This window comes from Bacteroides sp. ET225 (assembly GCF_024733745.1).
GTDB lineage: Bacteria > Bacteroidota > Bacteroidia > Bacteroidales > Bacteroidaceae > Phocaeicola > Phocaeicola excrementipullorum.
On the sequence record NZ_JANRHN010000050.1, the window covers coordinates 1 to 15366 of the forward strand.

Genomic DNA, 15366 nt, shown 5'->3' on the forward strand with positions numbered 1-15366 from the left:
TTTTATACCTATTTCTCCATAGCCGTATTTTTGTCCTTCATTTCTTATATTGCTGATATTCAGCAGTAAAAAATTCTCCCACATGGAAAGGTATTCCGTACTTTGGGAATAGCTACCGCCACATTGGATTTAGGTCCGGAAGGGAAAGTCGCTTTGTGGCAGGAATGAAAAATACAAGGATAAAGAGGGTGTCAAAACAAAATTTGGCTATCAAAAAGCAATGTCATGGGAACGAAGCAAAACATGCAGCATGTATCAGCTTATGTTTCCGAAATTGACTTTGCTGAACGTTGTTTCTTCGCTTTGTTCATTATTCCGTCCGGATTCATCCGTATTTAAACGAATTCCGCTATATTTGTATCTGCATAAACAGCGGAGAAGCTCTGTCCGTACAGATTCCGCCTGTTTCAAAAACAGATTCATGTCATGAAAAAAAGAGTGAAAATCTATCAGACAATCCTGCTGGCCCTGCTTCTGACAGCGAGCAGTTGCGGAACAACAAACACCGGAGCCATCCTGGGAGGGGCTTCGTTGGGAGGCAATGTAGGCAGTGCCCTGGGAGGGCTTATCGGTGACAGCAGGCATGGCTGGAGAGGCAGCTACCGCGGCTCAGCCATCGGAAGCATCGCAGGCACACTGGCAGGAGCCGCCATCGGAGGTGCACTGACAGCACCCAGGCAGCGTGACAAGTCGGAAGACGGAGTTTATCAGCACGAGCAAAGCCAGGAACCGGCCTATTCGCCGGCGGCTCCAGTCCGCCAGCAGAGTTTCTACACCCTGCAAATACGCAACATCCGTTTCATCGACGAAAACCGGAATCATATCATTGAGGCAAAGGAAAACAGCAAGGTGATATTTGAAATCATGAACGAAGGCAGCGAGCCGGCATACAACGTGATACCCAGCGTCACCGAAACGACGGGGATGAAAAATATCCACATCTCGCCTTCCATTATGGTTGAAGAAATCCTGCCGCACAACGGAATCAAGTATACGGCAACCATCAGTGCCGGAAAAAGGCTGAAAGACGGGAACATTATCCTCCGGCTTGCCGTCACCGACTCTTACGGGCAGGAATACGCTTCGCAAGAGTTTTCTCTGCCCACACAGCGGTAAAGGGCAAGGAGCACCGCTATCTCTCCCTCTCCGCAAGCAGGCATTCCGCTTCTCTGACCATATCCGCAGGAATACTGAAGCGGATATCTCCGGCATGCGGGTTTACCGATGCGATGAAATGCGGCCATTCTCTGCGATAGACCTCTTTCATGTGGCGGTTGGCGATGTCCGTTCCCCTGAAGCTGTATGTCATGTTGGCCAGCCTGTCGCACAGCTTGACAAAAGGAGCATAAGGCGTTTCGCGTATGCCGGCATAATAATGCGCTCCCGCACGTTCATCACGGGTTCTGCCTTTGTCGTTGGTAAGCGCATAAACGATTTCGGCAGCCGCCAGCGCCTGCCGTGTGTCCATAAATGCCTCTGCCTCTTTCCTGACGTCATTGTAGGTCAGGCGGGCATCCTCAATACTGTCGTGGAAATAAGCGCCGAACACCACCGGAATGATATCTTCCTCTGAAGACACGACCTCGTGGCCGTATTCCATGGCAAAGTCTGCAACCATCGACAAGTGAAACCCGTAAGGGAACTTCCTGTCGTACTTCTGGTTTACCGCTTCGTGCAGCATACAGGCCCTGTCGCAGATGCGGCCGAGTGTATCCGCATGGGCCCGCAGGCAAATTCCGAACTGTTCCTTGTTCATAATCCAGCCGTTAAAGAAATACACTGATCAGAGTCTTAAACAAAAGAGCCACAGAGGTAGACATCGGATTTCAAATGCATCATACCCTGTGGCTCCATATCCTTTTTTCAGCTACGGCGCACACGCGTCATAGAAGATTTCATCAATAAGCGCGCGCAAAGAGCACACGGCGTGCGGAAGGCTTTCCTGTAAGCATGTCCACGCCCGGAGTAAGGCTCTCTTCGTCAGCATCGAAAGGCAGACAGCGGATGGTAGCTTTTGTTTCTTCCTTGATACGGTCCTCCGTTTCCGGTGTACCGTCCCAGTGAGCCAGAATGAAGCCGCCCTTTTCGATCTGTTCCTTGAATTCTTCGTAAGTGTCTACCTTGACAATATGTTCGTTGCGGAACTTCAGCGCTTTCTGGTAAATGTTTTCCTGGATTTCCTCCAGCAAGTTCTTTACATATTCTTCGATGCCTTCGCACGAACGGGTTTCCTTTTCCAGCGTATCACGGCGCATAACCTCGATGGTATTGTTTTCCAGGTCACGTCCTCCCACAACCAGACGCACGGGAACTCCCTTCAGCTCGTAGTCGGCAAACTTGAATCCCGGACGCTTGTTGTCGGCATTGTCGTACTTCACAGAAAGACCCATTGCACGGAGTTTGCTTACAATTCCTTCTACCTTGGCATCGATCTGCTTCAACTGTTCGTCGTTTTTATAAACCGGAACAACGACAACCTGGATAGGAGCCAGATGCGGAGGCAGAACCAGTCCGTTGTCGTCCGAATGTGTCATGATGAGCGCTCCCATCAGACGGGTAGAAACTCCCCATGACGTAGCCCATACATAATCAAGCTTATTGTTTTTGTCAACGAACTGTACGTTGAACGCTTTTGCAAAATTCTGTCCGAGGAAGTGGGAAGTCCCGCACTGCAATGCCTTTCCGTCCTGCATCAGGCCTTCGATTGTATAGGTATCCAAAGCTCCCGCAAAACGCTCGTTCGCCGATTTCACACCCTTGATAACCGGCACGGCCATATATTTCTCTGCAAAATCGCCATAAACGTGCAGCATTTTCTGTGCTTCAGCCTCTGCTTCCTCGCGGGTGGCATGAGCCGTATGCCCTTCCTGCCACAAGAATTCCGCCGTGCGGAGGAACAGACGGGTACGCATTTCCCAGCGCACAACGTTAGCCCACTGATTGCACAGGATAGGCAGGTCGCGGTAAGAGTTGATCCAGTTCTTGTAAGTGCTCCAGATGATGGTTTCGGAAGTCGGACGGATAATCAGTTCTTCTTCCAGTTTGGCAGCCGGATCTACAATGACTCCCGAGCCGTCTTCCGCATTCTTCAGACGGTAGTGAGTGACTACCGCACATTCTTTCGCGAATCCTTCTACATGCTCTGCCTCACGGCTCAAATATGATTTTGGAATCAGCAAAGGGAAATAAGCGTTCACATGTCCCGTTTCCTTGAACATCTTGTCCAGCTGCTGCTGCATTTTCTCCCAGATTGCATATCCGTAAGGCTTGATGACCATGCATCCGCGCACCGCTGACTGTTCGGCCAGATCCGCCTTCACGACCAGGTCATTATACCACTGTGAATAGTTTTCACTTCTTTTGGTCAGGTCTTTTAATTCTTTTGCCATAACTTTTATGTTGTTACATTTACTTTTTATCTTTACAAACCGCAAAATTAGTAAAAAGATTCATTCTGCGGCCTATTTGAGGATGGATTTATTCAAAACGGATGGATTTAGCCGGATGAATTCGGCTGATCAGGTACGACGGCCCCACCAGCATCAGCACAGAAACAAGCAGCGTGCATATATTCAGCAGAACCACCCAGCCCAAGTGAAGTTCAACGGGAACCGCACTGACATAATAGGTGGCAGGATCAAGTTTCACCGGTTCAAGGAAATACTGTATGCAGCACAATCCCAGTCCGACGGCATTTCCCCAAAGCATTCCCCTGCCGATGAGAAAGACCGAAAAAGTCAGAAAGATTCTTCTCACCGATGCATTGTCAGCTCCAAGGGCCTTGAGCACGCCGATCATATTGGTGCGTTCGAGAATAATGATCAGCAGTCCGGAAATCATGGTGAATCCGGCCACTCCTGTCATTAGAATCAGAATGACCCACACGTTCGTGTCGAGCAAATCCAGCCATGCAAAGATCTGCGGATAAAGTTCTTCAGCCGTGCGCGAACAATAAGGTTCTCCGTAACGGTCGGTTTTGTCCCCCAAGGCTAAACGCACTTCATCGTTCACGGCACCGGTCTTCCCGTATTCGCCGACACCAAGTTCAATACCGCCTGCCTGGTCCGGAAGCCAGTTGTTGAGTCGGTTAACCGTGTACAGATCCGTGATAAGAAAAAAATCGTCGAAAGCGGAAAAATTTGTCTGAAAGATACCGGAAACAGTCAGCCTCCGTGCGCGGATATTATCTTCCACAAAGTACGTGAACATACGGTCGCCCAACTTCAGCGAGAGCTTGTCGGCGACGGAACGGGAAACAAGCACTGAATTGCTTGCTGCCGAATCCGAGAACGCGGGAATGGCTCCTTCCTGCAGATGAGCCTTCAAATAAGTCCAGTCGTATTCTTGGGCCACCCCTTTCACAATCATTCCCTGAAAATTGTCGGAGGTCATGATCATTCCCGGTTTCGTGGAAAACCGCTGCACATGCGTGATTCCGGAAATCCCCCGGAATACATCAAGCAGGCTGTCTTCCGCCACAATCGGATTCACTTGGTACAGATCCGCTCCGTCGATGCCGGAAACCACGATATCCGCCCCCATGCCTATCACTTTGTCGCGCACCTGATGCTTGAAGCCGATGACAACCGCCACCGAAACGATCATCACAGCCAGCCCGATCGCAATGCCGGCCATCGCAATGCGGACAGCCGGCTTTGACACCTCTTCCTTTCCTTCTTTGCTGCGGTAAATCCGCCGGGCTATAAAGAATTTCCAGTTCATGGTCAGTCGTCTACTCGGCCGGGATATGCCTCAAGCGCCTTGCGCAGAATAAACAGTGCGCGCACCAAATCTTCTTTTTTCAGCACGTATGCCACGCGCACCTCGTTCTTTCCTCCTCCGGGCGTCGTGTAAAAGCCGCTGGCAGGAGCCAGCATCACGGTTTCGCCTTCATAGTCAAACTCCGACAGACACCATGCGCAGAATTTTTCGCAATCATCCACCGGCAGCTTGGCAACTGTATAAAAAGCGCCCATCGGGATGGGAGAATAAACACCCGGGATACGGTTCAGTCCGTCAATCAGACACTTGCGCCGTTCCACATATTCGTCGTAGGTTTCACGGCTGTATTCTTCCGGCTCGTCCAAAGAAGCTTCTGCGGCAATCTGGCCAATCAGAGGAGGACTCAGCCGTGCCTGACAAAACTTCATCACGGCCTTGCGCACCTCTTCGTTCTTCGTTATCAGTGCTCCGATGCGGATGCCGCATTCCGAATAACGTTTTGAAACAGAATCAATCAGCACCACGTTCTGCTCGATTCCCTCCAGGTGGCAGGCTGAAATGTAAGGAGAACCGGTATAAATGAATTCACGGTACACTTCGTCGGAGAACAGGAACAGGTCGTATTTCTTCACCAGGTCGCGGATTTGGTTCATTTCCCGGCGCGTATACAGATAGCCGGTCGGGTTGTTCGGATTGCAAATCAAGATTCCCTTGGTGCGTTCGTTGATCAGTTCCTCAAATTTTTCCACCTTGGGCAAGGAAAAGCCTTCATCGATGGTAGTCGTCACCGTGCGTATAACAGCGCCTGCGGAAATGGCAAACGCCATATAGTTGGCATATGCAGGCTCCGGAACAATTATTTCATCTCCCGGATTCAGGCAGCTGAGGAAAGCGAAAAGCACAGCTTCCGAACCGCCCGTCGTAATGATGATGTCGTCCGGATCCAGATGAATGTCATATTTCTCATAATAACCGACAAGCTTTTCGCGGTAGCTGCGGTATCCCTGGCTGGGACTGTACTCCAGCACCGTGCGCTTGATATTTCGAATCGCATCGAGGGCCGCTCGGGGACTGGGAAGGTCAGGCTGACCGATATTCAGATGGTACACTTTGATTCCTCTTCCTTTTGCAGCTTCAGCCAGCGGAGCCAACTTGCGTATCGGCGACTCCGGCATTTCAGTTCCTCGAATGGATATATGTGGCATATTTTTATAAATTATTTGTTTTTGAAATGCAAAGATAACTTGATTGCCGTAATTTAGCAACAATACGTTTGAAAAATTAAACAGAATGCGGATATTCATTTACTTTAACTCCTTTTCAGTTAACCGTTGACTGCTTTTCAGAAAAAAAGCCGTATGTTTGCTTCAGAAACAAAAAACATCAATAGGTATGAATCTTTATCTCATTATATTCAATGCCGATACTTACCGGAAAGAGCAAGTGTATGAGGCCCATAAATCGCTGTTCGTGGCGCTCGAAAAATATTTCACGCTGCATCTGGTCAACTATACTCAAACCGACGATATCCCTTCAAATGCCTATAAACTGGCTTTCATTGCCAGCGGAGGAGTAGAGAGCGCTGTGGTGCGCAACTTCAGCCTGCTCCCCTATCCCATCACGCTGCTTACCGACGGCTCAAACAACTCATTGGCCGCCGCACTTGAAATATCGGCCTGGATACGGACACGCGACATGAAAGTGAAAATTATCCACGGACATCCCGACGAAATGGTGAAACAGGTGCTGCTTCACCACAAGGCTTTCGCCGCCAAACGGAGCCTGAAAAACAAACGCATCGGAGTGGTGGGCACACCGGCTCCGTGGCTCGTTTCAAGCCATGTCGACTACCTGCTCGCCGGACAGCGCTGGGGAGTGAGCTATGTAGATATCCCCATCGAGGAAGTGGAAAAGAACTTCTATAACACGACCGATGATGAAATCGGCATGGAAGCGTCCAGACTTGTTTCACGCGTGAAAGCCATTCAGGACGTTACTCCCGAAGACCTGTACAGAGCAATGAGGCTGCACAAAGCGGTGAAGGACGTATGCACGAAGCATAAGCTGAGCGCAGCAACCGTATCCTGTTTCTCGCTTATTCAGACATTGAAGACAACCGGATGCCTGGCCCTTTCGCTCCTGAACGACGAAGGCATTCCTGCGGGATGCGAGGGCGACCTGCAGTCGATCATGACATTGCTTATGGTGAAGGAACTGACCGGACAGCCGGGGTTCATGGCAAATCCTTCGTTCATCGACACAAAGCGGAATGAAGTGCTGCTGGCCCACTGTTCCATTCCCACAACAATGACAGACGAGTTTATCATCCGCACCCAGTTTGAATCGGAAACAGGAATCGGCATCCAGGGAATCATGCACGAAGGTGAAGTGACGCTGTTCAAATGCGGGGGAGAATGCCTGGACGAATATTTTGTATCTGCCGGATATCTCACCGCAAACACCAACCTGGTGACTTGCTGCCGGACTCAGGTAACGGTCAAGCTCAACAGTCCCGTAAGCTACTTCCTGCAAAACCCCTTGGGCAACCATCATATTCTCATTAAAGGGAACCACACGGAGGCCATCCAGGAATTTATGCAGCAGAACCGGTGCAAGCAGCGCGAATAACGGATTTTTGCATAAATTGTTTCGCTGTTTCATTATTAGTCGTATCTTTGTAGAACAGATACGGCCGATGTCCCGTTGCCTTGCAAACGGAAAAAGTTTGTGAAAACAATCCGTCACTTCAAATGCTGCGGTTCTGTCTTGACGACTTTTTTACAGTGCAGCAAGACTCCGGACACGTTCCTATTCATTAATTATAAAACGAACAGACTATTACGAAACAATTATGATGCATAACTGGTTTGAATGCAAAATCCGTTACGAGAAAGTAGCCGAAAACGGCATGAACAAAAAAGTGACGGAACCCTATCTGGTAGATGCGCTCAGCTTCACGGAAGCCGAATCGCGCATAATTGAAGAAATCACTCCCTTCATAAGCGGCGAATTTACTGTCGCCGACATCAAGCGGGCGAATTACAGCGAACTGTTTCCTTGCGAAGAAGACGCTGCCGACCGGTGGTTCAAGTGCAAACTGTATTTCATCACACTGGACGAAAAAAGCGGAACAGAGAAAAAGACGGCAACCAACGTACTGGTACAGGCCGCCGACCTGCGCGATGCCGTAAAGAAACTCGACGAAGGCATGAAAGGGACAATGGCCGACTATGTAATTGCATCAGTGGCAGAAACCGCTATCATGGATGTATATCCTTATTCGGCCGAACCGGACGTAAAGCCGGAATTTCCCGAAGCGGACAAAAGATAACAGATAAAGACAGATTGCCATGGACATTCAGAAAAACATAAAAGAAGTGCTTGCGCAGCTTCCTCCGCATGTCCGCCTGGTAGCTGTTTCCAAGTTTCACCCCAGCGAAGCGATCGAAGCAGCGTATGCGGCAGGACAACGGATCTTCGGCGAAAGCAAGGAACAGGAGCTGAACCTCAAGCAGGAAGTTCTCCCCAAAGACATCGAATGGCATTTCATCGGACATTTGCAAACAAACAAGGTGAAATACATCGCTCCTTACATCGCCATGATTGATGCGGTGGACTCTTATAAGCTGCTGGCCGAGATAAACAAGCAGGCTGCCAAATGCGGACGCGTAATCCCCTGCCTGCTGGAGATCCACATCGCTGAGGAAGACACCAAATACGGTTTCACTTTCGACTCGTGCAGGCAGATGCTGGACGAAGGCAAATGGAAAGAACTGACGAATGTGGCAATCAGCGGAGTGATGGGCATGGCGACAAACACAGATGACGAAGCTGAGATATGCAAGGAATTCGCGCGTCTGCACGACTTCTTCAACGAGCTGAAGAATACTTACTTCAACGGCATCGATACCTTTAAAGAAATTTCGATGGGCATGTCGCACGACTATCAGCTTGCCGTCAGGGAAGGAAGCACAATGGTACGCGTGGGCAGCAAAATTTTCGGTGAAAGAGTCTATTGACCGGAAGATTTCACGCAAGGCATTGCCGGAAACCGAGAAGCAGAACAGCGTCAAGGCAACCGCCGGCAACGCTGTACAAACCTGCGATGGAGAGTAATAATGACAATTTAATACCATAAACACATGCTACAACTGAAAACGACTTTTGCGGGGCTATCGCTCGAGAATCCGATTATTGTCGGGAGTTCCGGACTGACAGACAGCGCAGAAAAAATCAAGGCAATTGAAAAAGCGGGAGCTGGAGCTGTCGTGCTGAAATCAGTGTTCGAAGAACAAATCAAGGCAGAAAGCGGACACATGGACGGATATGGTTCGCCCGAAGCGGAGGATTACCTGCAGACGTATGTACGCTCACATGCGCTGAGCCATCATGTAGACCTTATCAGAGAAGCTAAAAAAAGTTGCCGGATTCCGGTCATAGCCAGCATCAACTGCTACAGCGACAGCGAATGGACAGATTTTGCGCGGCTGATGGAAGAGGCTGGCGCTGATGCGCTGGAACTGAACGTGCTCTCGCTGCAAACAGGAAAGGAATATGCCTACGGCAGTTTTGAACAGCGGCATATCGAAATCTTGCGTCACATCAAAAAAGCCGTGAACATTCCGGTCATATTCAAGCTGGGAAGCAACTTTACGAACCCGGTCGCGCTGGTCAATCAGCTCTATGCCAACGGGGCGGCCGCCGTGGTTCTGTTCAACCGCTTCTACCAGCCAGACATCAGCATCGACAGTCAAAGCCTGACTCATATCAGTGCGTTGAGCAATCCGCATGAACTGGCAGAACGCATACGCTGGACAGCCATCGCTTCGGCAGAGGTGCCGCAGCTGGATTATGCCGTATCCGGCGGAATATATGACGGAAAGGGCATAATAAAAGCAATTCTCGCAGGAGCTTCTGCTGTAGAAATTTGCAGTGCGTTCTATCAGCACGGATTGGAAGAAGCAGAAGCCATGAAGCAGACATTGGCTGAGTGGATGAAGGATAAAGGATATGAATCGGTAGCCAGCTTCAAAGGAAAGATGAATGCCTGCACCGTAGGAGAAGTCAATCCGTTCGAACGTACCCAGTTCATGAAGTATTACAGCGAATACAAAGGGTAATTTTCAATATTCTGAAATGCCAAAGGCACAAGAGGATGCGATGGTACTCACCGCCGCTTTTCTTGTGCCTTTGCATTCAAGGCTTTCTATATCCGGATTGTTTTCTGCTCTGGCCTGCACGTTATCTTTTCAGCAAGCCCACTTTCAGATTCAGCTTGAAATAGTAAGTCCCGTTTTCACGCTCCAGATACCCGTACCTGTCCTTCTCCGTAGAGCCTTTTTCAAGACGTGTATTGAAGAACAGAAAATCGGCAAACGTCTGTCGGAATGCACGCTGATAGCAAAGCACTTCTCCGTTTCCGGTCACAAACAGCATCCCGCCGATAGCCGAATCGGTTCCATTGTACAATTTTGCCGGACGCATGCCGGAAGCTATCGCCAGCAGAAACTCCTTGACCTTGTATTCATAAAAGCCATGTTTGCTGATCAGTTCATCCTTTATTTTAAGCGGATTAACTTTCTTGATTTCTTCTGTAAGTTCGGACACTCTGGTGATTCCGTCAAGCCACATCAGACGTGTCATTTCTCCCAGCAGACGGCCCATATGCAAGTCAATCATCGACACGTTGCTGCGGAAAATTTTGTCGGCCACGTCATTGTATTTCAATACGCCTCCCAAACGCTCAATCATCAGCATCCGGGAAATCACATCGTCCTCCTCGCCCGTTGCATTGATTTTATTGATGGTCGGTGAAGAAAATTTAACTCCCGTCTGCTCAAACTTGAAGTTGGCAGCACGCCCCCCGTCAAGCAGAGGAAACATGACACCCAGGCGGGAACGCACGGAAAAGCCCACCAGAGGCGCATTTTCCGAATAAAAAGCAACGCTCAAGTCCGTACGGTCTTCAGTTTTCGCCTCCATATCGTAAATCAGCACCTCATCCAGAAACTCCTCCACCCCATCCGGAGAAGTCACTTCATCTCCTTGGGTATTCCGGATGCCGTCCAGAATCAAGTCCGCCACAGTTGCAAAGTCTTCACGTGGAATCCGCTTGTCGATATTCTCTCCCTGTATGCGTATCTCATCCTTTTCCACGATATAACGCCGGATACCGTCGTGTTCCACGCGCTGCACCATCGCCACAGGCAGACACTGAGCTACATTCTTCTTAACATCGGGAGTGCCGGAATATACATGACCGTCGGCCAACAGGCGGAAAAATGCATACAATTCCCCCCATTCTCTTTTGGTTGCTTCAAATGCCATTTTCTTCTACATTTTTTAATTCAGCGCAAAGGTAAACAAAAAAGCCTGTTAACAAAAGCGCACCACGCCATCCAATTCCATAAAAAAAGTTATTCACGCGTTTTTTACAGCTCCCTTATTTGCGGATAACGGAAAAGTCCGTATCTTTGCAATGTGTTTTTCATAGTATTAGATTTAAGGTTAACAAAGGTTGGAGTACAGCGGTACTCCTTTTTTTATGTCCGCCCGTCCGGATATTCTTCCGAAAAAACTTTCTGATTCTGATTTTTAATGTAATTTTGCGAACCAAATTATCGTATATCTTATGGAACAACCCCAACTGAACGAACACAACAAGCAGGAATATCCTCCCATGCATACATGTGAGCATATCGTGAACCGCACGATGGTCAATATTTTCGGATGCGGACGCGCTGTTTCCGCCCATATCGAACGCAAGAAAAGCAAACTCGACTTTGCTCTGCCGCAGGCCTTGACGGACGAAGATATTGCACGGATCGAAGCAACCGTGAACGAAGTCATCGGCCGCCACCTGGACGTGACAACCGAATTTATTACACAAGAGGAAGCCGCCGCTCGCTTTGACATGAAAAGACTTCCCGAAAACGCTTCCGATACAGTACGTATAGTCAAAGTGGGCGACTATGACGACTGCCTTTGCATAGGCGCACATGTGCAGAACACTTCCGAAATCGGCACGTTCAAAATCATCAGCCACGACTATAAAGACGGAATCTTCCGCATGCGCTTCAAACTCCTGTGATATGGCAAGGAAGAACAAAAAGCAATCTGGAGGAGGCCTAAAAGGATTCATTCTGCTGGCGGCGGTTATTGTCGGGGCACTCTACATCCACCAGAACGGAGAGAAAGTGTTCACGCCCGAAACGGCTAAGGCTATAGAGAATAAAACCGGCACTGCCGAAAACGCTGGAACAGAAGCGGGAGATGACGGCTTCTCCCTGCAACTGGAAATCCCGAAGACAATCAGGAAACGGAATGAAATTGTAATCGGGCACGTGGGCTACACCGTATCATACAATGATGTCTATAAAACGCCGAACTGGGTGGCGTGGGAACTGACAAGAAAGGAAACTGCCGGTGACGAAGGGCGTACCAACAAGTTTCTGCCGGATCCGAAACTGCCCGAGCCTCGTGTCGTAACGTCCGACTATACCAATTCGGGATACGACCGCGGACACATGGCTCCTGCCGCCGACATGAAATGGAGCAAACAGGCGATGAAAGAGTCATTTTATATGAGCAACATCTGTCCGCAAAACCGGAAACTGAACCGGGACGACTGGGGCGACCTGGAAGAGAGCTGCCGCAAATGGGCGGAGAAATACGGGACGGTCTACATCGCCTGCGGACCTATTTACGATACAAAGTCGCCTAAGCGTATTGGAGAACACAAGGTTGCTGTCCCCGATCGCTTCTTCAAAGTGGTACTGATCTACAACCGGAAAAATCCGATTGCCATGGGATTCCTTTTTGAAAACAAGGCGCATCACCAGCATCTGAAGAACTACATGGTAACAGTAGACCAGGTAGAAGAAGCTACAGGTCTGGATTTCTTCTCTAAAGTGCCCGACAGCATAGAAAAACGCATCGAAAGCACCATACCTGAAGGCATTGACTTCTGACATTGCTTTTCATCACAGGATTGCACGGGTCTGTCTGTCCATGCCGTGCAATCCGTTCCGATTGTCAGACCTGTTCGCTTGATTTATGTACCACAAGCTACTGTCCCACTTTCTCCGCCAGCGTTTTCACCAGGCGGTTATGATCGCGCAAATCGTTGCGCAAACTGTATGAGCCGTCCTTGTCTACCAATACGTAGGAAGGAATGCCATCTATGTGGAATTTCTTGCAAAGATAGTTCCATTGCTCGTCATTCAAACGGAAATGCTTGCCCTTGATGCCGGGAATCATGGTCTTATACTTTACAACAGGCGATGTTTCATTGGCTATATAAATCCATACCAGCCTGTCACTCTTCAGTTCCGTGTCTTTCAGAGGCTCGATTGCCTTGATCGAGGCACGGCAAGGCCCGCACCACGTGTTCCAGAAATCCACAAACACAACCTTGCCCTTATAAGGAGCCACAATGGCATCGAACAAGTCTTTTACAGGTACATCGGGAGTGTGCTCGATAACCGCCTTGTCTTTTACGGCTTCTAGCTTCGCGGCAATGTCTTTCTGCATCGCTTCCAATGCCTCGACATAAAAAGCAGAATCTTCCGGACCAAAGACTTTCAGGTCGGCTTGCGTCAAAGTGCCTTTTTGAACCTTGTCAACAAGAAGCACATATTTTCTCAGAGAAGGAATCAGTCCCGTCCGTATTCCGGCCGTTTCCATCCATGCTCCATCCGAATATACGACATTCCCGACATAATCAGAAACTTGCGCTCCCATCAGAAGCTGCGGATTATTCACATCAAACAGCTTGCAGATCTCCGCCTGGTCTTCCGGCTTCATCGGTTCAATGCCCTTTATCGGATTGCGGTTCCATTCATTGTGCATACACCGGTAATTATGTTCGCGGAAGTAATTGCCGCCCAGCATCGCCGCAACGGCTTCTTCCTGCAATGACAACTGCATCCATGCTTTCATAAGCGGCGGCAGGCTATCGGCTGCAATGCTGTCCGACAAAGCCTTATAAGTATTGGTAACGTGTGCAGCATAGGCTTTCGATGTCATCCTGTAATCTGCAAACTTGCCGTTATAAAGGTTCATAGACCATACAGGCCAATCCGTCCGGCTGGAGATCAGATTGTTCAGACTGGCATACGTGCCTTCGGCATAAAGGGATCTGAAAGGTTTTGCAACCGCTCCTTTACGGCGGGATACGATACGCTGTCCACTGCCCCGCTGGTCTATATAAACAACAGCATGTTCCCCGGGAGCCACCTGTATGCTTCCGGTCATGGGCAACAAAACCTCAGCCGGGCCATATTGCCGGAATTTGAATATTGCCGTATGCGTTGCCGAATCAACGGGAGCAGTATATTCCTCTTGCACGCCATTCAAGGTGTTTACATATATATTCTGCTCCGTTCCCAATTCTTTCCGATGATGAAGCAGTCGCACCTCGAGCGTAGTTTCACCGCTCTTGAAAACAGGTTCAGGCACCGGAGCATTACCATCCAGCTTCAAAGCTTCGGCAGGAATGCCTTCAGGAATGTCATAGGTTTCCTTCCCCGTCAGATCTACGCCGAACAGCTTAAAGCAATCAGCACAGTCCGACTCGATAAAATCAAACGAACGTGTCCGCTTGGGCAAGGGCTGGAAGAAAAGCGTGAAAGAAGCCTCTCCCGACTCGGGCATCCAGAACAGCGAATCGGGAGTGATGCCTTGCGCATCGGTCAGCGCATATTTCTCACCTTCTGCACGAAGATACGTCTTCGAATCGATACGAATCCAATAGTGCGGCCGGAAATACGCATTGACATGCACTACCGTAGCGGTGTCGTTCAGCTCGACTTTGGCAATGTCGAGCGTTGTTGTGTTGGCACTCTCAATCAGCGGGAAATCCACAGTCTTCGGTCCCGTATGGCAAGCCGTCAGCATCAAGGCCGGCAAAAGCGATGCCACAAATGTACAGTTGATTTTCATTGTTTACACTTATTTAATAAATCAGTCATATCGCTACTTCAGTCACGACCTGTCCGTCGAACAGGTTAATGATGCGGTCGGCATAGCTGGCATCGTGCTGCGAATGAGTTACCATCACGATGGTGGCCCCCTCCTTGTTCAGTCTGGTAAGCAGGTCCATCACTTCCTTGCCGTTCTTCGAATCCAGGTTGCCGGTCGGCTCATCGGCAAGAATCAGTTTGGGATTGGCCACCACCGCACGGGCAATCGCCACACGCTGCTGCTGTCCTCCCGAAAGCTGTTGCGGGAAATGCCTGGAACGGTGAGCTATTGCCATACGATCCATAGCCTCTTCCACTCTGCGCTTACGCTCGGCCGCCGGTATGCCCATATAAAGCAAGGGCAGTTCGATATTTTCGTACACGTTCAGTTCGTCAATCAGATTGAAACTCTGGAACACAAAACCGATGACTCCCTTGCGAAGCGACGTACGCTGCGACTCGGTGTATTTCGACACCTCCACACCGTTCAGGCAATATGCTCCGCCGGTCGGATTGTCCAGCAGTCCCAGAATATTCAGCAAGGTCGACTTGCCACACCCCGAAGGACCCATAACCGCCACAAACTCGCCTTCTTTCACTTCAATACTCACATTGTGCAACGCCCAAGTTTCCACCTCATCCGTGCGGAACACTTTCTGCAAATTTACTGTTTTAATCATAA

At 49.4% G+C, this 15366-nt stretch carries 14 protein-coding genes; 7 read left to right on the plus strand and 7 right to left on the minus strand.

All coding sequences use genetic code 11. The annotated features are described in order from the left end of the window. Window positions 1-426 precede the first annotated feature (426 nt). On the plus strand, window positions 427-1116 hold the full coding sequence (locus NW212_RS14340) for a glycine zipper domain-containing protein (protein WP_258339307.1): 690 nt from the start codon (window positions 427-429) through the stop codon (window positions 1114-1116). A gap of 16 nt (window positions 1117-1132) precedes the next feature. On the opposite strand, the gene NW212_RS14345 is transcribed toward NW212_RS14340, so the two are convergent. The 4 genes from NW212_RS14345 to NW212_RS14360 all read right to left on the minus strand — a co-directional run bounded on the left by NW212_RS14345 (window position 1133) and on the right by NW212_RS14360 (window position 5927). Beyond that, entirely contained in the window at window positions 1133-1756 is a 624-nt protein-coding gene (locus tag NW212_RS14345) for a hypothetical protein (protein ID WP_258339308.1), read from the minus strand. A 142-nt stretch (window positions 1757-1898) separates the two neighbouring features. Next, window positions 1899-3389 carry a proline--tRNA ligase gene (proS, locus tag NW212_RS14350; RefSeq protein WP_258339309.1) on the minus strand — a complete coding sequence of 497 codons (1491 nt, stop codon included), beginning with the start codon at window positions 3387-3389 and terminating at the stop codon, window positions 1899-1901. Window positions 3390-3477: 88 nt separating this feature from the next. Continuing rightward, window positions 3478-4722, minus strand: a complete 1245-nt coding sequence (locus tag NW212_RS14355; RefSeq protein WP_258339310.1) for an ABC transporter permease — start codon at window positions 4720-4722, stop codon at window positions 3478-3480. A 2-nt stretch (window positions 4723-4724) separates the two neighbouring features. Further along, the gene (locus tag NW212_RS14360; RefSeq protein WP_258339311.1) at window positions 4725-5927 is read right to left on the minus strand and encodes a pyridoxal phosphate-dependent aminotransferase; all 1203 of its coding nucleotides are present in this window, start codon (window positions 5925-5927) and stop codon (window positions 4725-4727) included. Between the two features lie 187 nt (window positions 5928-6114). Between NW212_RS14360 and NW212_RS14365 the strand changes: the two genes are divergently transcribed. From NW212_RS14365 to NW212_RS14380, 4 genes are all read left to right on the plus strand, one after another. After that, the gene (locus NW212_RS14365; protein ID WP_258339312.1) at window positions 6115-7350 is read left to right on the plus strand and encodes a fucose isomerase; all 1236 of its coding nucleotides are present in this window, start codon (window positions 6115-6117) and stop codon (window positions 7348-7350) included. Between the two features lie 220 nt (window positions 7351-7570). Then, window positions 7571-8053 (plus strand): DUF4494 domain-containing protein, encoded by a 483-nt coding sequence (locus NW212_RS14370; RefSeq protein WP_258339320.1) that lies wholly within the window; start codon window positions 7571-7573, stop codon window positions 8051-8053. 19 nt (window positions 8054-8072) lie between these two features. Beyond that, on the plus strand, window positions 8073-8741 hold the full coding sequence (locus NW212_RS14375) for a YggS family pyridoxal phosphate-dependent enzyme (protein ID WP_258339313.1): 669 nt from the start codon (window positions 8073-8075) through the stop codon (window positions 8739-8741). A 123-nt stretch (window positions 8742-8864) separates the two neighbouring features. Continuing rightward, window positions 8865-9842, plus strand: a complete 978-nt coding sequence (locus NW212_RS14380) for a dihydroorotate dehydrogenase-like protein (RefSeq protein ID WP_258339314.1) — start codon at window positions 8865-8867, stop codon at window positions 9840-9842. 121 nt (window positions 9843-9963) lie between these two features. Here the strand turns inward: NW212_RS14380 and NW212_RS14385 are convergent, their stop codons facing one another. Continuing rightward, window positions 9964-11049 (minus strand): HpaII family restriction endonuclease, encoded by a 1086-nt coding sequence (locus NW212_RS14385; RefSeq protein WP_258339315.1) that lies wholly within the window; start codon window positions 11047-11049, stop codon window positions 9964-9966. Between the two features lie 304 nt (window positions 11050-11353). Here NW212_RS14385 and NW212_RS14390 point away from each other — a divergent pair, with 304 nt between their 5' ends. Together NW212_RS14390 and NW212_RS14395 are read left to right on the plus strand one after the other, a co-directional pair. Beyond that, the gene (locus tag NW212_RS14390) at window positions 11354-11812 is read left to right on the plus strand and encodes a hypothetical protein (RefSeq protein ID WP_258339316.1); all 459 of its coding nucleotides are present in this window, start codon (window positions 11354-11356) and stop codon (window positions 11810-11812) included. Window position 11813: 1 nt separating this feature from the next. Continuing rightward, window positions 11814-12692 (plus strand): DNA/RNA non-specific endonuclease, encoded by an 879-nt coding sequence (locus NW212_RS14395; RefSeq protein WP_258339317.1) that lies wholly within the window; start codon window positions 11814-11816, stop codon window positions 12690-12692. A 97-nt stretch (window positions 12693-12789) separates the two neighbouring features. Here the strand turns inward: NW212_RS14395 and NW212_RS14400 are convergent, their stop codons facing one another. Both NW212_RS14400 and NW212_RS14405 read right to left on the minus strand, forming a co-directional pair. Continuing rightward, window positions 12790-14664, minus strand: a complete 1875-nt coding sequence (locus NW212_RS14400) for a TlpA family protein disulfide reductase (protein ID WP_258339318.1) — start codon at window positions 14662-14664, stop codon at window positions 12790-12792. Between the two features lie 25 nt (window positions 14665-14689). Then, on the minus strand, window positions 14690-15364 hold the full coding sequence (locus tag NW212_RS14405) for an ABC transporter ATP-binding protein (protein WP_258339319.1): 675 nt from the start codon (window positions 15362-15364) through the stop codon (window positions 14690-14692). Between the last annotated feature and the right edge of the window lie 2 nt (window positions 15365-15366).